General features: G+C 63.2%; 17 protein-coding genes and 1 pseudogene. 14 read left to right on the forward strand and 4 right to left on the reverse strand.

The features are described from left to right. The 7 genes and pseudogenes from EN955_RS19490 to EN955_RS19520 all read left to right on the forward strand — a co-directional run. Positions 1-992, forward strand: a 992-nt coding sequence (locus EN955_RS19490; RefSeq protein ID WP_127223443.1) for an efflux RND transporter periplasmic adaptor subunit, incomplete at its 5' end; no start/stop codon positions are given. Then, positions 989-4,150, forward strand: a complete 3,162-nt coding sequence (locus EN955_RS19495) for an efflux RND transporter permease subunit (RefSeq protein ID WP_024501397.1) — start codon at positions 989-991, stop codon at positions 4,148-4,150. The genes EN955_RS19490 and EN955_RS19495, both read left to right, overlap by 4 nt. Before the next feature lie 79 nt (positions 4,151-4,229). Further along, entirely contained in the window at positions 4,230-4,853 is a 624-nt protein-coding gene (gene nthA, locus EN955_RS19500; protein WP_024501396.1) for a nitrile hydratase subunit alpha, read from the forward strand. Further along, positions 4,850-5,509 carry a nitrile hydratase subunit beta gene (nthB, locus tag EN955_RS19505; protein ID WP_024501395.1) on the forward strand — a complete coding sequence of 220 codons (660 nt, stop codon included), beginning with the start codon at positions 4,850-4,852 and terminating at the stop codon, positions 5,507-5,509. Before nthA ends, nthB begins: the two co-directional genes overlap by 4 nt. After that, entirely contained in the window at positions 5,496-5,837 is a 342-nt protein-coding gene (locus tag EN955_RS19510) for a nitrile hydratase accessory protein (protein ID WP_024501394.1), read from the forward strand. The genes nthB and EN955_RS19510 overlap by 14 nt, the downstream gene beginning before the upstream one ends. A gap of 115 nt (positions 5,838-5,952) precedes the next feature. Further along, positions 5,953-6,849 (forward strand): annotated as a pseudogene (gene fusA, locus EN955_RS19515) (elongation factor G); the annotation flags it as partial. Between the two features lie 152 nt (positions 6,850-7,001). Beyond that, on the forward strand, positions 7,002-8,129 hold the full coding sequence (locus tag EN955_RS19520) for an ATP-dependent RecD-like DNA helicase (RefSeq protein ID WP_024501392.1): 1,128 nt from the start codon (positions 7,002-7,004) through the stop codon (positions 8,127-8,129). On the opposite strand, the gene EN955_RS19525 is transcribed toward EN955_RS19520, so the two are convergent. Continuing rightward, positions 8,122-8,544 (reverse strand): STAS/SEC14 domain-containing protein, encoded by a 423-nt coding sequence (locus EN955_RS19525; protein ID WP_024501391.1) that lies wholly within the window; start codon positions 8,542-8,544, stop codon positions 8,122-8,124. The two genes, EN955_RS19520 and EN955_RS19525, sit on opposite strands and share 8 nt — an antisense overlap. Before the next feature lie 135 nt (positions 8,545-8,679). Here EN955_RS19525 and EN955_RS19530 point away from each other — a divergent pair, with 135 nt between their 5' ends. Together EN955_RS19530 and EN955_RS19535 are read left to right on the forward strand one after the other, a co-directional pair. Then, positions 8,680-9,420 carry a pyridoxine 5'-phosphate synthase gene (locus tag EN955_RS19530; RefSeq protein WP_024501390.1) on the forward strand — a complete coding sequence of 247 codons (741 nt, stop codon included), beginning with the start codon at positions 8,680-8,682 and terminating at the stop codon, positions 9,418-9,420. A gap of 103 nt (positions 9,421-9,523) precedes the next feature. After that, positions 9,524-11,443, forward strand: a complete 1,920-nt coding sequence (locus tag EN955_RS19535; RefSeq protein ID WP_024501389.1) for a potassium transporter Kup — start codon at positions 9,524-9,526, stop codon at positions 11,441-11,443. A gap of 185 nt (positions 11,444-11,628) precedes the next feature. Here the strand turns inward: EN955_RS19535 and EN955_RS19540 are convergent, their stop codons facing one another. Further along, positions 11,629-12,522: an SDR family oxidoreductase gene (locus tag EN955_RS19540; protein WP_024501388.1), complete on the reverse strand. Its 894-nt coding sequence runs from the start codon at positions 12,520-12,522 to the stop codon at positions 11,629-11,631. Between the two features lie 135 nt (positions 12,523-12,657). Between EN955_RS19540 and EN955_RS19545 the strand changes: the two genes are divergently transcribed. Next, entirely contained in the window at positions 12,658-13,068 is a 411-nt protein-coding gene (locus EN955_RS19545; protein WP_013531060.1) for a helix-turn-helix domain-containing protein, read from the forward strand. 44 nt (positions 13,069-13,112) lie between these two features. Further along, positions 13,113-14,408, forward strand: a complete 1,296-nt coding sequence (locus EN955_RS19550; RefSeq protein ID WP_081714171.1) for an NAD(P)/FAD-dependent oxidoreductase — start codon at positions 13,113-13,115, stop codon at positions 14,406-14,408. Here EN955_RS19550 and EN955_RS19555 read toward each other — a convergent pair. Continuing rightward, positions 14,356-15,102 carry a glutathione S-transferase family protein gene (locus tag EN955_RS19555; RefSeq protein ID WP_024501386.1) on the reverse strand — a complete coding sequence of 249 codons (747 nt, stop codon included), beginning with the start codon at positions 15,100-15,102 and terminating at the stop codon, positions 14,356-14,358. The genes EN955_RS19550 and EN955_RS19555 overlap by 53 nt on opposite strands. A gap of 99 nt (positions 15,103-15,201) precedes the next feature. On the opposite strand from EN955_RS19555, the gene EN955_RS19560 reads away from it, so the two are divergent. From EN955_RS19560 to ilvC, 3 genes are all read left to right on the forward strand, one after another. Next, a complete protein-coding gene (locus EN955_RS19560; protein ID WP_024501385.1) occupies positions 15,202-15,660 on the forward strand; it encodes a MarR family transcriptional regulator in 459 nt (152 codons plus the stop codon). 140 nt (positions 15,661-15,800) lie between these two features. After that, positions 15,801-16,490 (forward strand): TetR/AcrR family transcriptional regulator, encoded by a 690-nt coding sequence (locus tag EN955_RS19565; protein WP_024501384.1) that lies wholly within the window; start codon positions 15,801-15,803, stop codon positions 16,488-16,490. A gap of 100 nt (positions 16,491-16,590) precedes the next feature. Continuing rightward, positions 16,591-17,610, forward strand: coding sequence for a ketol-acid reductoisomerase (gene ilvC / locus EN955_RS19570; protein ID WP_013531065.1), 1,020 nt, complete (start codon positions 16,591-16,593; stop codon positions 17,608-17,610). A 107-nt stretch (positions 17,611-17,717) separates the two neighbouring features. Here the strand turns inward: ilvC and EN955_RS19575 are convergent, their stop codons facing one another. Next, positions 17,718-18,284, reverse strand: a complete 567-nt coding sequence (locus tag EN955_RS19575; protein WP_024501383.1) for a BA14K family protein — start codon at positions 18,282-18,284, stop codon at positions 17,718-17,720. Positions 18,285-18,334 lie beyond the last annotated feature (50 nt).

An 18,334-nucleotide genomic window follows, 5' to 3' on the forward strand; every position in this document is an offset into this window, starting at 1 on the left:
ACATCAACGCGCGGGTGTCCAGCCAGATCGTCTCGATCGACGTCAAGGATGGGCAGATGGTCAGGGTCGGCGACGTTCTGTTCTCGCTCGATGACCGGGCGCTGAAGGCGCAGCTGGCAAAGGATCAGGCTGCGCTCGCCAAGGACCAGGCGCTGCTTGCCAGTTCGAATTCCGATCTCCAGCGCGCCAAGGATCTGGTTGCCAAGCAGGCCGGCACGCAGCAGACCTACGACCAGGCCGTCGCCGCGCAGAAGGCTGCCGCTGCGACCGTTGAAGCCGACAAGGCGACAATCGACGCCGACAATGTCCAGCTTGGCTTCGCCACGATCACGGCGCCGATTTCCGGCAGGTTGGGTGCGGTCAGCGTCGCCGTCGGCGATCTCGTCACCGTCAGCAATGGCAACAGCAGCACGGCGACCCCGCTGGTGACCATCACCCAGATGGACCCGCTGCAGGTCAACTTCAATCTGCCGGAAAGCAATCTCGCCCTGCTGCACAAGGCGCTTGCCAATCCGCAGCAGGGCGCGGTGACACTGACCAAGGATGGTGACGCGACGCCGATCGGCAAGGGCACGCTCGATTTCGTCGACTCCAGCGTCGACACCGCGTCGGGCACCATCGCGACGCGGGCAAGTATTCCCAATGCCGACCTTTCGCTATGGCCCGGCCAGTATGTGAATGTCGTGCTCGACGCCGGCATCATGCCGCAGATGACATCGGTTCCTACCGTCGCGGTGCAGCCAAGCCAGAAGGGCCCGTTCGTCTATGTGGTCAAGCCGGACAACACGGTCGAGATGCGGCCGGTGCAGGTGGCGCTGACCGAAGGCGACAACAGCGCCATCAGCCAGGGGCTGAAAAGCGGTGAGAAGGTTGTCACCGAGGGCCAGACACGGCTGAAGGACGGCGCCGCGGTGCATGAAGGCAAGACCACGGCGGGTGCCGCTGCGCCCAAGGTGGCCGAGGCGACCAGCGCCGGCGAGGCCGCCCAATGATTTCCGAATTCTGCATACGCCGGCCCGTCGCCACCCTTCTGATGTCGTTCGCCCTCGTGCTGGGCGGGCTGTTCGCCTACAAGTTCCTGCCGGTGGCCGCACTGCCCAGCGCCGAATTCCCGGTGGTCAACGTCTCGGCCTCGCTGCCCGGCGCCTCGCCGGAAACCATGGCGACATCGGTGGCGACGCCGCTGATCAAGCAGTTCGCCACCATCGCCGGCATCGATTCGATCTCGACCACCAACTCGCTTGGCCAGACCTCGATCGCCATCCAGTTCGTGCTCAACCGAGACATCGACGCGGCGGCGGCCGACGTGCAGGCGGCGATCGCGCGCACGCAGAAATCATTGCCGCCGCAGATGACGGCGCCGCCGAGCTATCGCAAGGTCAATCCGGCCGACGCGCCGATCCTTTTGATGTCGCTGGTCAGCGACACGGTTCCGCTGACCGACCTCGATGCGTTCGCGGAAAACGTCATCTCGCCGTCGCTGTCGACCATCGACGGCGTGGCGCAGGTCTCGATCTTCGGCCAGCAGAAATACGCGGTGCGCATCCAGATCGACCCGACCGCGCTTGCCGCACGCGGCATCTCGATCGATCAGCTGCAGGCGGCGGTTGCCTCGGCCAACAGCAACACGCCGCTCGGCGTGCTCCAGAACGACAAGCAGCAGCTCACCATCACCGCCAACACGCAGCTGACCGACGCCGCCGGTTTCTCCAACATCATCATCGCCACCAAGAACGGTCACCCGGTACGGCTGGGCGAGGTGACCCGCGTGGTCGATTCGGTGCAGACGACCACGACGGCGAGCTGGTATGACGGTACGCGCGCGATCATCATGGCCGTGCAGCGCCAGCCCGACGCCAACACTGTCGACGTCGTCGACAAGGTCAAGGCGATGCTGCCGTCCTTCAAGGACCAGATGCCGGCCGCCGCCGACATCAAGCTGCTTAACGACCGCTCCAGTTCGATCCGGCAGGCGGTCAGCGACGTGCAGTTCACGCTGCTGCTCACCATTGCCCTGGTCATCATGGTGATCTTCGTGTTCCTGCGCCGGGTGACGGCGACAATCATCCCGGCCGTGGCGGTGCCGATCTCGCTGATCGCCACGCTCGGCGCGATGTTCCTGTTCGGCTTTTCCATCGACAACATCTCGCTGATGGGCCTGACGCTGGCGGTCGGCCTCGTCGTCGACGACGCCATCGTGATGCTTGAAAACATCTTCCGCCACATGGAGGAGGACGGGCTGTCGGCCTTCGACGCCTCGCTGAAGGGCGCGCGCGAAATCGGCTTCACCATCATCTCGATCTCGATCTCGCTGGTGGCGGTTTTCATCCCCGTGCTGCTGATGGGCGGCGTTATCGGGCGCATCTTCAACGAGTTCGCCGTAGTGGTGACGGTCGCCATCCTGGCGTCGATGTTCGTGTCGCTGACGCTGACGCCGATGCTGTGCTCGCGGCTGCTGTCGGTGACCAAAGCCGACCGCGACAAGCATGGCCCCGGTCACAAGCAGGACCTCGTCACGCGCGGCTACGACAGGGTCTTGAGCTTCTGCCTGCGGCACACCTTCCTGGTGTTCCTCGTCTTCGTCGGCACCGCGGCAGCGTCGGTGTGGCTGATCCAGACTTCGCCGAAGGGTTTCTTCCCGCAGGAGGACATCGGCCAGATATCGGTGACCACCATCGCACGCCAGGACATCTCGTTCGACGCCATGTCCAGGCTGCAAGGGCAGGTCGCCAGCGTCTTCTCGCATTCGCCCTATGTCGACCATGTGGCGTGGTCGGCGGGCAGCGGCAACAACGCGCTCAACCAGGGGCAGCTTTTCGTCCAGCTCAAGGGCAAGGACCAGCGTCCCGATATAGAGAAGGTGCTTGCGGATCTGCGCAAGCAACTGGCCGGCGTGGCGGGCATCGAGACCTACATGCAGCCGGTGCAGAATTTGAGGCTGGGCTCGCGGTCGTCCGCAAGCGCCTACCAGCTCGTGGTTCAGGGCCTTGATACCGGCCTCACCGATATTTGGGCGCAGAAACTGAACGACGCGATGGCGGCCGACCATGCGAGCTTCACCGACGTCACGAGCGACCTGCAGAACAATGCGCTGCAGGCGACGCTGGTGGTGGATCGCGACAAGGCCGCCCAGCTCGGTATCGATACCGACACATTGCGCTCCGCCCTCTATGGCGGGTTCGGTACCGACCAGGTTTCGACCATCTTCGGTTCGGCCGACAGCTATGAGGTCATCACCGAGCTCGATCCCAAGATCGAGTGGTCGCCCGAGCGGATGCTGGCCATCCAGATGAGGACGGCGAGCGGCAGTCTTGTTCCGCTCGGCGCCTTCGCCCGCGTCGATCGCACGGCCGGCGCCCTGACCGTCAACCAGCTCGGCCAGCTTCCAGCCGTGACCATCTCCTACAATCTGCCGCAGGGCGTGGCGCTGGGCGACAGCGTGACGCGCATCAATGCGCTGAAAGAGCAGATCGGCATGCCGACGGTGATCTCGACGACCTTTGCCGGCACGGCCAAGACCTTCCAGGATTCGCTGGCCAACCAGGGTTTTCTGGTCGGCGGCGCAATCCTGACCATCTACATCGTGCTCGGCATCCTCTACGAAAGCTTCATCCACCCGCTGACCATCCTCACCGGCCTGCCGTCGGCCGTGCTGGGAGCGGTCGTTGCGCTGCGCTTCGCCGGCATGGATCTGTCGGTCATCGCGGTGATCGGCATCCTGATGCTGATCGGCATCGTCAAGAAGAACGGCATCATGATGGTCGATGTCGCGCTTGAGTTGCGACGAGAAGGCATGTCGGCGACCGAGTCGATCCACAAGGCCTGCCTGATGCGCTTCAGGCCGATCATGATGACGACGCTGGCGGCACTCATGGGCACGTTCCCGATTGCGCTCGGCACCGGCGCCAGCGCCGAACTGCGCCAGCCGCTGGGCGTTGCCGTTGTCGGCGGCCTGCTTGCCTCGCAGGCACTGACCCTGTTCGTGACGCCGGTGATCTATGTCTACATGGAGAATTTCTCGGGCTGGCTGGTCGGGCTTTGGTCGAAGCGCAAGGGCGAGCCGGGCTCGGTCGAAGCGGGGGATCAGCCCTCGCTGTTCAAGCCCAGGGAAGACATGCTGCCCGAGCCGCAGCGGGCGGCCGCCGAATAGGGGGTAGAGCTGGCGCCCTGTATCGCTGGCCCAAGGCGTTGCGCTTGCGGTGGCATCGCCGGAACCGTAATTTGCCGCCATGTCACACGATCATGACCACGACAACGAACTCGATCCGTTTGCCGCCCGCGTGCGTGCGCTGGAAACCATCCTGACCCAGAAGGGGCTGATCGATCCGGCGGCGATCGACGTCATCGTCGATACTTACGAGACGAAAATCGGTCCGCGCAACGGGGCCAGGGTGGTGGCGAAAGCCTGGCGCGATCCAGCCTATGCCGACTGGCTGAAGCGCGATGCGACGGCGGCGATCGGCTCGCTAAGCTATACCGGCCGCCAGGGCGAGCATATGCAGGCGGTGTTCAACACGCAGGACACCCATAATCTCGTCGTTTGCACACTGTGCTCCTGCTATCCGTGGTCGGTGCTTGGCCTGCCGCCGGTCTGGTACAAGGCGCCGCCCTATCGTTCGCGCGCGGTGATCGATCCGCGCGGCGTGCTGGAAGAGTTCGGGCTGACGCTGCCGGCGGACAAGAAAATCCGCGTCTGGGATTCCACTGCCGAGCTGCGCTATCTCGTCGTGCCGATGCGGCCCGAGGGTACCGAGGGCTGGAGCGAGGAGCGGCTGGCGGAGCTGGTCAGCCGTGACGCGATGATCGGCACCGGCCTGGCCCAAAGACCTGGAATAGAGGGGCAGCCGGCATGAACGGGCCGCAAGATCTCGGCGGACAGATGGGGTTCGGCCCGGTCGCGCCGGAAAAGGACGAACCTTACTTCCATGCCGCCTGGGAAAGGCGGGCGCTCGGCGTGACGCTGACTGCCGGCGCCATGGGCGCGTGGAACATCGACGAGAGCCGGCATGCACGGGAATCGCTGCATCCGGCTGTCTACTATTCATCGAGCTACTACGAGATATGGATCAAGGCGCTGGAGGTGCTGTTAAAGCGCCATGGCTTCGTCAGCCAGCGCGATCTCGAAGCGGGCAAGGCAGTCGATCCAGCAGCGACTCCCAAGAGGGTGCTGAAGGCGGAAAACGTGCCCGCAGTGCTGGCCAAGGGCAGCCCTTGCGACCGGCCGGTGGCGCAAGCGGCGCGGTTCAAGGCCGGAGACCCCGTGCGGACCAAGAACTTCAACCCGACCGGCCACACGCGGCTGCCACGCTACGCACGCGGCAAGCACGGCGTGGTCGAGGCGGTGCACGACGGTTTTGTTTTTCCCGACAGCAACGCGCATGGACACGGCGAAAATCCGCAATGGGTGTACACCGTGGTTTTCGAAGGATCGGAGATCTGGGGCGAGGGCGCCGACCCGACGCTAAGCGTGTCGATAGACGCCTGGGAGAGCTATCTTGAGCCTGCGTGAAGAACTGCCGCCAGGTTTCGACGAGCCGGTGTTCGCCGAGCCGTGGCAGGCCGAGGCCTTCGCCATGACGGTGGCGCTGCACGACAAGGGCCTGTTTTCGTGGAGCGAGTGGGCGCAGGCGCTGTCGAGCGAAGTGAAAAGACCGGGCGCCGCAGCGGACGGCCATGATTATTACGAACATTGGCTGGCGGCACTGGAAAGCCTGCTTGCCTCGAAGGGACTGGCTGCCAAGTCGGATGTCGACGCGATGGCTGAGGCATGGGAACGCGCCGCGCATGCCACCCCGCACGGCAAGCCGATCCTGCTGGAGAACGATCCTGGACCCTGACAGCAGGCTGCGAGCAGCCAGGCCAAAAAGATCAGTTTAGTCTTCCGTTATCTCAGTCCGGATTTCGCTCCTGCACTCAGTTGCAAATATTGGGGCCACCAGCGACCATATCCCCATGATGGAAAAGCCTGCCGCGCCCTGGCCTTTGCTGCAAATCGCGATCGAGCCGAAATCGAAGGCCGATCAGGAGCGGCTGCGTACCGCCTTGGCGAAGCTGGCGGACGAGGATGCTTTCTTCCGCGTCATGCAAGACGAGGAATCGGGCCAGACCATTATCGCCTTCATGGACGAACTCCACCTCGACATCATCATTGACCACCTGCGTCGCGAGTCCCAGGTCGATGTGAATATTGGTTCTCCACAAGTGGCCTATCGCGAGACGATCACCCGTACGCACAAGCAGGACTTCACGCACAAGAGGCAGTCCGGCGGCACCGGTCAGTTCGCCGGCGTCAAGATCATGTTCGAGCCGAACGCGGACAGCGCGGACTCCGTGTTCGAGTCCAGGATCGTCGGTGGTGCGCTTCATGGCGAATACATTGCGGGCGTCGAAAAGGGGCTGCGCAGCATATTGTCCTCAGGTCCATTTGCGGGCTTCCCGATGATCGGCGTCAAGGCGGTGCTGATGGATGGCGCTTTTCACGATACCGATTCCTCGGCTCTGGCTTTCGAGATCGCCGGCCGCGCCTGCTTTCGCGAAGCCGCGCCACGCCTCGGCGTGCAGTTGCTCGAGCCGATCATGAAGGTCGAAGTAATGACTTCAGCAACCCATGTCGGCAACGTCATCGCCGAACTGCAAAGCCGCCGTGGCCAGATCCTGAGTCGGGAAATCCGCGGCGTGGTCGTCGTCGTCAACGCGACAGTGCCGCTTAGAAATATGTCCAAGCTGGAGGATGCACTCCGGTCCTGTTCGAACGGGCAGGCACGGTTGAGCGTCAGCTATGCCGGATACGCTCCCGTTCCGCTACCACCCGACGACCGCGACCCGCGGGCCGCCATGGCCATTGCCTGAATTTCGCTTCCAGCCGACGTGGTCGGTTGTTCCCTTTACGTTCTTGTCTGTGCCTGATAGCCTGACCCGTCGGCGGCACTGAAGCGTCCCGGCGCATCGATGATGATGGCGGCTGTCTTGTCTTTCCCTTGCGAATCCGGTCTCTCGCGCTGATGGAATTCTCTCCCCAACAGGACGAGGCGCTGCAAGCGGTCGCCCGCTGGCTGAAAATCGGCCAGCCGCAGCTGTTCCGGCTGTTCGGCTATGCCGGCACCGGCAAGACGACGCTGGCGCGCTATTTCGCCGAGCATGTCGACGGCCAGGTGCAGTTCGCCGCCTTCACCGGCAAGGCGGCGCAGGTGCTGCGCTCCAAGGGCGCGGTCAATGCGCGTACCATCCATTCGCTGATCTACCGGCCGAAAGGCGAGGAATCGGTGTCGGACGAAATCACCGGCAAGACGTCGATGTCGCCGACTTTTTCGCTCAACCGGCAGAGCCCGATCTCGCGGGCCAAGCTGGTCGTCATCGACGAATGTTCGATGGTCGACGAGCAACTCGGCCGCGACCTGATGAGTTTCGGCACGCCGATCCTGGTGCTTGGCGACCCCGGCCAGTTGCCGCCGATCTCGGGCGGCGGCTTCTTCACCGACCACGAGCCGGATTTTCTGCTCACCGAAATCCACCGGCAGGCGCGCGACAACCCGATCCTGCGGCTGGCGCTCGATGTGCGCGAGGGCCGGGAATTCATGCGTGGCGACTATGGCACGGCGCAGGTGATCGGCAAGGAAGACGTCAACCAGGAGCTGGTGCTCAGGGCGGACCAGGTGCTGGTCGGCACCAATCGCACGCGGCGCCGCTACAATCAGCGGCTGCGCGAGCTCAAGGGCTTCAATGCCGATTATCCGCAAGCCGGCGACAAGCTGGTCTGCCTGCGCAACGATCCGGCAAAGGGCCTGCTCAACGGCTCGCTGTGGAAGGTGATGACATCGTCGCGCGAGACGGTGAAGCCCGGCATCAACCTTCTGGTGTCGCCGGAAGAGGACGATCCGGATCGCGGCGTCGCCAAGATCAAGCTGCTCAAGGCGGCGTTCGAGGATCCCGATGCCGATATCCCCTGGCAGCAGAAGAAGCGCTTCGACGATTTCGACTATGGCTACGCGCTGACCGTGCACAAGGCGCAGGGCTCGCAGTGGAACGAGATCGTGCTGTTCGATGAAAGCTGGGCCTTCAAGGAAACCCGCCAGCGCTGGCTCTACACTGCCATCACGCGGGCGGCGGAGCGGCTGACGATCGTCAGGTAGGGGCGCCGGATGCTGTTGCCCCGATAGGCTGCGCGGCAAGCCATTGCCAGGCGGCAGCCTCGTCCTCGGCCTTGAAATGCCTGATTTCGATGGGCGGTGAGGACGGCAGAAAGCGTTGCGCGTCCGCTATCCAGTCCGGTTCGCCGATGGTTGCGCAACGGCCGACATGTTCCAATGCATGGATGGCGCCCTGCTTGAGGGTCTCGTCCGCGATGTCGGCCCAGTCGACGCCGTCGTGGTCGACGAGGCGCACCAGGACATCGATGCGCGGATGCAGGGCATAGGCCGCTTCCAGCAACCCGAAGAGATTTTCACCGTCGGCCGCGGAAACGTGCCCGACGACGTCGATGGCGAAAAGGTCGTCACGGCTGGTCTCGATACGGCGGATTGCCGGAACCTCATCGAGAAAATTCATCGGCGCTTCCTTTCCCTGGTTCGTTCATCAGGCTTGGAACACCCGAAACCCCCAGTCTGTTCCCACCAAAGCCATTACTGTTCCCGTCAAAGGCATTATAGGTGGGCGCGTCGAATGATTTCCGAGGCCACCCGCATGCCTGCAAAGCTCTCCGTCAACCTCAATGCCATCGCCATGCTGCGCAACCGGCGCGACCTGCCGTGGCCCAGCGTCACCGGCATCGGCCGCATCGCGCTGGCGGCCGGAGCGCATGGGCTGACGGTGCATCCACGCCCCGACGAACGGCATACAAGACACTCCGATCTGCCCGAGATCCGCTCGCTGATCGACGACGAGTTTCCGCGCGCGGAATTCAACATCGAAGGCTATCCGACCGAGGATTTCCTGTTGCTTGTGGAAAAGCATCAGCCCGAACAGGTGACTTTGGTGCCGGACGATCCGGCCCAGGCGACATCGGACCATGGCTGGAACTTCACCACCCAGGCCGCGTTCCTCACACCGATCGTCAAGCGTCTGAAAAAGGGGGGCTTTCGCGTGTCGTTGTTTTCCGATCCGGATCCCGATTGGGTGGCGGCCGCACGCGACACCGGCGCCGACCGCATCGAGCTCTATACGGGTCCATATGGCAGCTATCACACAGATTCCGCCAAAGCGGCCAAAGAGCTGGAAAGACTGGGAAAAACCGCCGACGCCGCGCTTGCCGCCGGGCTTCAGGTCAATGCCGGGCACGATCTGGTGGTCAGCAATCTGCCGGCACTTGCCAGGCGCATTCCGGCATTGGCCGAAGTGTCGATCGGACATGGGTTGACAGCCGACGCGTTGGAGTATGGCATGGCCGGCACGGTGGGTCGGTTCCTCAAGGCCTGCGGGTGGTAGCAATGGCAGCCTCGCGTGGCAGGCATGGCTGCCATTACGCGACGGCACTTGATATTGCATTGCAGCAAGCGTAGAGCACCGCGCGCTTATCGGAGTGTCGTCCATGGCCCTTACCAATAGTGGTAGTGAGGCAGAACCCGTCGAACAATCGAGCCATTCGGAAGTCGAACAGCACAGCACCAAGGTTCTGATGCTGGGCGCGCTCGGTGTCGTCTATGGGGATATCGGCACCAGCCCGATCTACGCCTTTCGCGAGGCGCTGGTGGCATCGTCGGGCGGAGAAGTGGCCGACCGCGGTGATATCCTCGGCGTTTTGTCGCTGATCATCTGGTCGCTGACCATCATCGTCACCATCAAATACATCATGTTCGTGCTGCGGGCGAACAACCGCGGCGAGGGCGGCGTGCTGTCGCTGATGGCCCTGGCGCGCGGCAGTTTCCCCAAGCGCTCGGCGCTGATGCTCGGCATCGGCATCGTCGGAGCATCGCTTTTCTTCGGCGACGCCGTCATCACGCCGGCGATTTCGGTGCTGTCGGCGGTCGAAGGCATGAACGTCGTCACGCCGACCTTCCAGCCTTATGTCGTGCCGCTGACACTGGTCATTCTCGCCATGGTGTTCGCGGTGCAACGTTTCGGCACGGGCGGCGTGGGATTGGTCTTCGGTCCCGTGACCGCGGTATGGTTCCTGGCGATCGGCCTTTCCGGTCTCAATCACATAGTCGCCGATCCGGAAATCCTGTGGGCGATCAGCCCGCACTACATCGTCGCCTTCCTGATCAATTCGCCCGACGTCGCCTTCGTCACCATCGGCGCCATCTTCCTCGCCGTCACCGGCGCCGAAGCGCTCTATGCCGATCTTGGCCATTTCGGCCGCAAGCCGATCGTGCTCGCCTGGCTGTGGGTCGTGTTTCCGTGCCTGCTGCTCAATTATGCCGGGCAGGGCGCTTTCGTGCTGGCCAAGAACGGCGTCGTCGGCCATCCGTTCTTCGAAATGAATGAAGGCTGGACGCTGATCCCGATGGTCGTGCTGGCGACCGCCGCCACGGTCATCGCCAGCCAGGCGGTGATCTCGGGCGCCTTCTCGTTGACCAGGCAGGCGGTGCAGCTCAACATGCTGCCGCGCCTGGAAATTCTGCATACGTCGGAGAAACAGTCCGGCCAGATCTACATGCCGCGCGTCAACCTGCTGCTGGCGCTGGTGGTGATGATGCTGGTGGTGGGCTTCGGCGAGTCCAGCAGGCTGGCATCGGCCTACGGCATCTCGGTGACCGGCAACATGCTGGTGACCACGGTGCTGTTGTTTGTGGTCATGACGCGGATCTGGAAATGGAAGCTGTGGCTGGCGGTCTCGCTGACGGCGCTGTTCGGCTTCATCGATATCGGCTTCTTTGCCTCCAACATCGTCAAGGTGTTCGAGGGCGGCTGGGCCTCGCTGGCCGTGGCCTTCACCGTCGTGCTGGCCATGTGGACCTGGGTGCGCGGCAGCCGCTATCTGTTCGACAAGACCCGGCGCAACGAGATCCCGCTCGATTTCCTTGCCGGCAATTTGTTGAAGAAGAAGCCGCAGCTGGTCTCCGGCACCGCCGTGTTCCTGACCAGCGATCCGCTCAGCGCGCCAACCGCGCTGATGCACAGCCTGAAGCACTACAAGGTGCTGCATGAGCAGAACGTCATCCTTTCGGTGGTGACCGCGCCGCAGCCGGTGGTGCCCGACAGCGACCGGGTCAAGATGGAGACGGTCAACGAGCTGTTCATGCGGGTAACGCTGACCTTCGGCTACATGGAACAGCCCAACATCCCGCGCGCGCTGGCGATCTGCCGCAAGCAGGGCTGGAAGTTCGACATCATGACGACTTCGTTCTTCCTGTCGCGGCGTTCGCTCAAGGCCTCGCCCAATTCCGGCATGCCGGTGTGGCAGGACCGGCTGTTCATCGGCCTGGCGCGCACTGCGGCCGACGCGACGGAGTATTTCCAGATCCCGACCGGGCGCGTGGTGGAGATCGGCACTCAGGTGGCCATCTAGGACATGCCGATATTCAGGTGAGGCCGGCCTGCGAACGGCAGGTTCCTGCGCTTCCGGTACTCACGGACCAAGTGTCCGCTCCGTTCCGGTTCTCGGAACCCACATTCTCGGTCCAGCCTGACCTGAATCTCGACATGTCCTGGCGAATGAGCTGTGTCTTGCGGCACAGTCCATGTCACTCCGCTTCAACCGGCCAGCGCGGCCTTGTTCGCCTCGAGGAACTGCTTCAGCGTTCTTGGCTTGCGGCCGGAAAGCGTCTCGACCGAGTCCGTCACCATGGCGATGCGGCCGGAGCGCGTGTTGACGTCGAAGGACACGATGACTTCAGCAAAATCCTCGGGAACGCCTGATGCCTTTACCCCTTCGGTGAGCGCTTCATCCGGAACCTGCACGACATCGAGCGACTTGCCGGTGACCTCGCTTACCAGGGCGGCAATCTCTGCCGTGGTGTAGGCGTGCGGACCGGTCAAGGTGTAGGTCTTGCTTTCGTTTGAAGCGCCAGCGAGGCTGGCGGCGATCGCCGCTGCCATGTCGTCGCGCGCACCGTGGGCAATGCGCCCGTCGCCGGCCGACGTGTACCATTTTCCCGAGGCGATCGCGTGCGGCAGGGCCATGAACAGGTTCTCCTGGTACCAGCCGTTGCGGAAGATCGTGTAGGGGATGCCGCTCGCCTTGATCGCCTGCTCGGTGCTGTAGTGGTCATCTGCAAACAGGACCGGCGATACCGGCTCCGGATTGGGCATCGAGGTGTAGAGCAGATGCGAAATGCCGGCATTTTTGGCCGCGGCGACGGCATTTTCGTGCTGCTTCAGGCGCCTGCCGCTTTTGAGATCGAGATCGCCGGTCGAAATGATCAGCACCTTGTCGGCGCCTTTGAATGCGGTTTCCAGCGACGCCGCGTCGTTGAAGTCGGCGGCCCTGACAACGACGCCGCGCAGCGCCAGATCGGCCACGCTTTCCGGATTGCGTGTGGCGGCGATGATGTTTGCCGGTGGAACTTTGTGCTTGTCGAGGAGATATTGGATGACGCCGCGGCCGAGCTGGCCGGAAGCGCCGGTGACGAGAAGGGTTTCGGTCATGGAAGGTCCTGACATTGCGCCGCTAAGGCGGTTCGAGTGGCAGTCTCAAAAAGAGACCAGCACTAAAATAGGAATTGACCTGGTGCCGTAAAGAAGGCAGTTTTTCGGGAGGTAGGCACACGCAGGGAACCAGCCATGGACGGCAAGGTCATCAATCTGAAATCGAAGTTGGAGGTCTACAAGGCCATCTCGGGCGGCGGCAATATTGCCAATTGTCCGGTTCGCGAGGTCATTCAAGGGGTGAGCGGCAAATGGAGATCGCTGTTGATGATGGCGCTGGCTGAAAAACCCTATCGCTTCGGCGAGTTGCGGCGCCTTGTGCCCGACATTTCGCAACGCATGCTGACGCAGACGCTGTACGATCTTCAGCGCGATGGCTATGTGCATCGTGAGGTGTTCCCGACCAAACCACCAAGCGTCGAATACAGCTTGACCGATCTCGGGCGCTCTATGTTCGGCGCCTTTCATCAATTGATTCTGTGGGCCGAACTCAACCATGATGCGGTGCGCGCAGCGCGCGCCGATTTTGATGCGTCCCAGGCTTGAACGGCCGCCAAGGCCCAGGCTTGAACGACCGCTAAAGCCCCAGGGTGCGGCTTGATTTCGCCGGGCTGCTGAAGGATTGTCCCGGCCAGTTCGGCTTTGGGGGCATTGGCATTTCCTACGACATCGCAATAGCAGGCGCCGGGCCGGCGGGACTGGCCATGGCGCTCTATCTCAAGCGCGCCGGGCATCGGGTCACGGTCTTTGAACGCTTCGATGAGCCGAAGCCGGTCGGCTCCGGGCTGATCCTGCAGCCGACAGGGCTGACGGTGCTGGCCGATCTTGGCCTGCTCGACGACATGCTGGCGCTGGGCAGCCGCATCGACCGCCTGCATGGCGCCGATGCCACCACAGGCCGTACCGTGCTCGATGTCCGCTACGATGCGCAGCGCGGTGGCCGCTTCGGGCTGGCGGTGCACCGGGCGGCCTTGTTTGGCGTGCTCTTCCGCGCCGCCCAACGCGAAGCGATCGCCATCGAAACCGGCGTCGAGATCGAGGCCTTGGAGACGGGTGAACGGACGACGCTGATCTGCGGCAACGGACGAAGGGCGGGGCCGTTCGACCTCGTCATCGACGCCAGCGGTTCGCGCTCGAAACTGTGCCGCGCAAGCGCTCCAGGCGAGCCAAGACCACTCACCTATGGCGCGTTCTGGGCCTCGCTTGGCTGGCGCGGCGACGGTTTCGATGAGCGCGCGCTGCTGCAACGCTACGACAGAGCGAGCGTGATGATCGGCGTGCTGCCGATCGGCCGGCCGCAGCCGGGTGCTGAAAAGATGGCGGCATTCTTCTGGAGCCTGAAGCCGTCGGACGCCGATGAGGTGCGCGTCCGGGGCCTGGATGCCTGGAAGGAGAGGGTGATCCGGCTGTGGCCGCAGAGCGAGGCGTATGTCAGCCAGATCGACAGTTTCGACCAGCTCTCGCTGGCGCGCTATGGCCACCACACGATGAAGCGGCCGGTTGGGCGGCGGCTGGCCATCATCGGCGACGCGGCGCACTCGACCAGCCCGCAGCTCGGGCAAGGGGCCAATATGGCGCTGCTCGACGCCGCGGCGCTCAGCCATGCGCTGGCGCGGACGGACAGTGTCGAAGCGGCACTTGAAGCCTATGCGAGGGCGCGGCGCTGGCATGTCCGCATCTTCCAGGCGCTGTCGCTGGCGTTCACGCCGTTCTACCAGTCGGATTCGGTGGCGCTGCCCTTCATCCGCGACAGGCTGGTGGCGACGGTGGCAAAAATCCCGCCGGCGCCGCAGTTTCTCGCCTCGATGGTGGCCGGCACCGTAATCGATCCGTTCAAGCGGATAGGACTGGTCGAAGCGCGGTGGCCGGATCGTTTTGGCCAATGAGGCTCGAAAGGTACGATCCCTTCGCTCGCAGGAAGGTATGCAGGCGCTGCGGGTAGTCCGGCGCCACGGCTTGCCTGATCGACGGGCGTTCACTCAACGCCCGGCGCCATGCGCGGACGAGGGGCTTTCGGTCAAGAATGCCGAAATCACCGATCCGGTCGAAGACATCGAGATAGCGGAAGACCGGACCGTAAACGGCGTCGACCAGCGAAAAGTGCTTGCTGGCGAACCAGGGGCCGCCAGGCTCGTCCGCCAGCTCGGCTTCGAGACGGTCGAGCATGGCGGACAGCGCGCTGGATTCGTCAAGGAAGCCGGCCTCGGTCGATGTTGAATAGAACCGACTGATGGCATTGAGGGTTGCCGAACCGAACTCGATCCAGGCGCGATGCCGGGCGCGGGCATAGGGATCGGCCGGGTGGAGGGGATTGGCCTGCGTCTCTTCGAGGAATTCCAGGATGACGGCCGATTCGAAGATCACCGTTTCCTCGCCATTTCGCTGCACGCGCAGCAGCGGCACCTTGCCGAGCGGCGAGATCGCCTTGAACCAGTCCGGCTTGTTGGCGAGGTCGATATCGACGCGTTCGAACGGCACGCCCTTTTCGGTGAGCGAAATCGCGGCGCGCTGCACATAGGGGCAGAGATGATGGCTGACGAGAATGAGCTTGTCGGCGCGTTTGCAGATTTCGTGTTTCATCGGATTGGCTTTCCCTGATTAATGCAATTGCATCTATGTAGATGCATATGCATTGATCGTCAAGCTTGATGCAATTGCATCTATCGTCTAAGGTGCGCCATGACCGAGAAAGCCGCGCCTTCGCCCGAAGCCATCAAGGCCTGGGCTCGCCTGATGCGCGTACCGCGCCAGTTGATGGAGAGCGCCGAAGAGGCGTTGAAGGCCGCCGGTCTGCCCCCACTTGCCTGGTACGACGTGCTGCATGAACTCGCCGAGGCAGGCGAGGGCGGGCTGCGGCCGTTCCAGCTCATCGAGCACACGCTGTTCGCGCAATACAACATTTCGCGCCTGCTGGCCCGGCTCGAGGCCGATGGGCTCGTCGAGAAACTGCCGGTGGCCGACGACGGCCGTGGCCAGACCATCCGCATCGCGGCCAAGGGGCGAGAGACACGCCGCCAGATGTGGGCTGTCTACGGACGCTCGATCGCCGAACTGGTTGGCGCCAAACTGTCGGCGGATGAGCTGACCATGGTCTCGGCACTGCTTGGACGGTTGCGCCATCCGCCAGCCAGCGATTAAGCGAGCCTGTCGCGCCAGCGCCTGTCCATTTTGCAGATATTTTGCTCTCGTCCTCTTGCGCACAGCCTCGGATCGCGCAATATGCCGAACCGTAACGTACGGTACGGCTTATCGGGAATGCCGACTTTCGAGAGAAGAGCGTGTTGCACATCGTGCCTGACATCGACACCAGCGAAGCGCTGACAGAGCGGCAGAAGGCCGTGCTCGACGCGGCGTTGCGGCTGCTGGTCGAAGAGGGCGACCAGCTTACCATGACCGCCGTGGCGCGCCGCGCCAGCTGTTCCAAGGAAACGCTCTACAAATGGTTCGGCGACCGCGACGGGCTGCTGACGGCGACGGTGCAATGGCAGGCCTCTAAAGTGCGGGTGGCACCGGTCGACCGCAAGGGGCTCGATCTTGCCTCGCTGACCGCGAGCCTCGAGCGCTTCGCCTCGGATTGGCTCAAGGTGATTTCCAGCGACACGTCGATCGCGCTCAATCGGGTGGCGGTCAGCCATGCGGGCTCCGGCAAGGACAATCTCGGCGCCGTGGTGCTGGAGAACGGCCGCTTCGCGCTGGCCAAACGGCTGAAGCCGGTGCTCGAGGCCGGCCGACGGACCGGGCTTTTGGATTTCGCGGATGCCGAGACGGCGTTCCGCACCTTTTTCGGGCTGGTCGCCCGCGATGTGCAGATCCGTCTGCTGCTCGGCGACCGGCTGGAATTGACTGAGGCGGCGATCGGCGGCGATGCCGCGCGGGCGACGCAGCAGTTTCTCGCTCTTCATGGAGCAAAAACCGGCCGCAAGGCCCTAGAGCCGGATGATTTCAGGTCAAGTCGACCTGAAATCTGAATCCGTCTCTAAATCAAGAAGATAGAGCATGATGTCGTCCGAAAACCGCTTCACACTTTTCGGCATCATGCTCTGATTTATAAACGGGAAGGAAGACAAAATGCGTGTCTATTACGATCGTGATGCCGATCTCAATCTGATCAAGGGCAAGAAGGTCGCCATCATCGGCTATGGCAGCCAGGGCAGGGCGCATGCGCTCAACCTCAAGGATTCCGGCGCCAAGGAGATCGCCATCGGCCTCAAGGCCGGCTCGGCAACCGCCAAGAAGGTCGAGGCCGACGGTCTCAAGGTGATGAGCGTGGCGGACGCGGCCAAATGGGCCGACCTGATGATGATGGCAACGCCGGACGAACTGCAGGCCGACATCTACAAGAACGAGATCGCGCCGAACATCCGCGATGGTGCCGCGATCGCCTTCGCGCACGGCCTCAACGTGCATTTCGGCCTGATCGAGCCGAAGTCGACGGTCGACGTCGTCATGATCGCGCCGAAGGGTCCCGGCCACACGGTGCGCGGCGAATACCAGAAGGGCGGCGGCGTGCCGTGCCTGGTCGCCGTCAACCAGGATGCCTCGGGCAATGCGCTCGACCTGGCACTGTCCTACGCCTGCGGCGTCGGCGGCGGCCGTTCGGGTATCATCGAGACCAATTTCCGCGAGGAATGCGAGACCGATCTGTTCGGCGAGCAGGTCGTGCTGTGCGGCGGCCTGGTCGAGCTGATCCGGGCCGGCTTCGAGACGCTGGTGGAAGCCGGCTACGCGCCTGAGATGGCCTATTTCGAGTGCCTCCACGAGGTCAAGCTGATCGTCGACCTGATCTATGAAGGCGGCATCGCCAACATGAACTACTCGATTTCGAACACCGCCGAATGGGGCGAATATGTCTCGGGTCCGCGCATCATCACCGCCGAGACCAAGGCCGAGATGAAGCGCGTGCTGAAGGACATCCAGACCGGCAAATTCACCTCGGAGTGGATGCAGGAGTACCGCGCCGGCATGTCCCGCTTCAAGGGCATCCGCCGCAACAATGACAGCCACCAGATCGAGGAAGTCGGCGCCAAGCTGCGCGCGATGATGCCGTGGATTTCCAAAAACAAGCTGGTCGACAAGGCGAAGAACTGAGCGAAATCCACAAGCGCTCGAAAATAGCAGCTTCCATGAACAAGAAACGGCGCCACGTGGCGCCGTTTTTTCATTCTGTCGGTCAGCTCAGCTACAGGGCCAGCCCATCAATAGGGTGAGTAGCACTGCTGGCGCGGGCCGTTGTAGGGCTGGAACGTGTTGTCATAGGCCCGGTACGACCGGTAGCGGTTGTAGCACCATTGGACATGGGCGCTCGAAAGCCGTCCCGCGCGGTAGTAGCGGCGCGGCGCCGGCCGGTCATAGTAGTCGTAGTTGTTGTACATGCTGCCGAGGCCAAGCCCCAGGCCAAGGCCCAGGATCGCGGCACTCGCGCCATCATCGTAGTAACGGCCGCCGCGATAGTGATGGCGACCATGGCGCCAACGCCAGTTGTCTCCACCATTCCAGTGACCGCCGCCGCCGTGCCAGTGCCGACGGCCGCCGTCCCAATTGCCCGACCGGCGCCATCTCCAATTGTCGTTGTTGAACTGACGGTTGTTGTTGCCGCCCGCCCAGCTGTCGCGGACCGGCGTGATATTCGGCGCCGCGGTGCTGGTGGGAATCGACAGGTCCGGCTGCATGATCGGGCCGGCGGCGGACGGCGCCGTGACGCCGGAGAGGATACCCAGGGCTATCAGCCCCGATTTGACCGTGGAAGAAAAGAGCGAATTCATTGCACTCTCCAAGAGTTACAGGCCCCACGCCCACCCGAGGAATGGGGCAA

This window comes from Mesorhizobium sp. M7A.F.Ca.CA.001.04.2.1 (genome assembly GCF_003998485.1).
GTDB lineage: Bacteria > Pseudomonadota > Alphaproteobacteria > Rhizobiales > Rhizobiaceae > Mesorhizobium > Mesorhizobium ciceri.

Excerpts from the sequence above, each read along its gene's own strand:
- EN955_RS19495 (WP_024501397.1), top strand. The coding sequence starts at position 989 with ATGATTTCCGAATTCTGCATACGCCGGCCCGTCGCCACCCTTCTGATG.
- nthA (WP_024501396.1), top strand. The coding sequence starts at position 4,230 with ATGTCACACGATCATGACCACGACAACGAACTCGATCCGTTTGCCGCC.
- nthB (WP_024501395.1), top strand. The coding sequence starts at position 4,850 with ATGAACGGGCCGCAAGATCTCGGCGGACAGATGGGGTTCGGCCCGGTC.
- EN955_RS19520 (WP_024501392.1), top strand. The coding sequence starts at position 7,002 with ATGGAATTCTCTCCCCAACAGGACGAGGCGCTGCAAGCGGTCGCCCGC.
- EN955_RS19525 (WP_024501391.1), bottom strand. The coding sequence starts at position 8,544 with ATGAATTTTCTCGATGAGGTTCCGGCAATCCGCCGTATCGAGACCAGC.
- EN955_RS19530 (WP_024501390.1), top strand. The coding sequence starts at position 8,680 with ATGCCTGCAAAGCTCTCCGTCAACCTCAATGCCATCGCCATGCTGCGC.
- EN955_RS19535 (WP_024501389.1), top strand. The coding sequence starts at position 9,524 with ATGGCCCTTACCAATAGTGGTAGTGAGGCAGAACCCGTCGAACAATCG.
- EN955_RS19540 (WP_024501388.1), bottom strand. The coding sequence starts at position 12,522 with ATGACCGAAACCCTTCTCGTCACCGGCGCTTCCGGCCAGCTCGGCCGC.
- EN955_RS19545 (WP_013531060.1), top strand. The coding sequence starts at position 12,658 with ATGGACGGCAAGGTCATCAATCTGAAATCGAAGTTGGAGGTCTACAAG.
- EN955_RS19555 (WP_024501386.1), bottom strand. The coding sequence starts at position 15,102 with ATGAAACACGAAATCTGCAAACGCGCCGACAAGCTCATTCTCGTCAGC.
- EN955_RS19560 (WP_024501385.1), top strand. The coding sequence starts at position 15,202 with ATGACCGAGAAAGCCGCGCCTTCGCCCGAAGCCATCAAGGCCTGGGCT.
- ilvC (WP_013531065.1), top strand. The coding sequence starts at position 16,591 with ATGCGTGTCTATTACGATCGTGATGCCGATCTCAATCTGATCAAGGGC.
- EN955_RS19575 (WP_024501383.1), bottom strand. The coding sequence starts at position 18,284 with ATGAATTCGCTCTTTTCTTCCACGGTCAAATCGGGGCTGATAGCCCTG.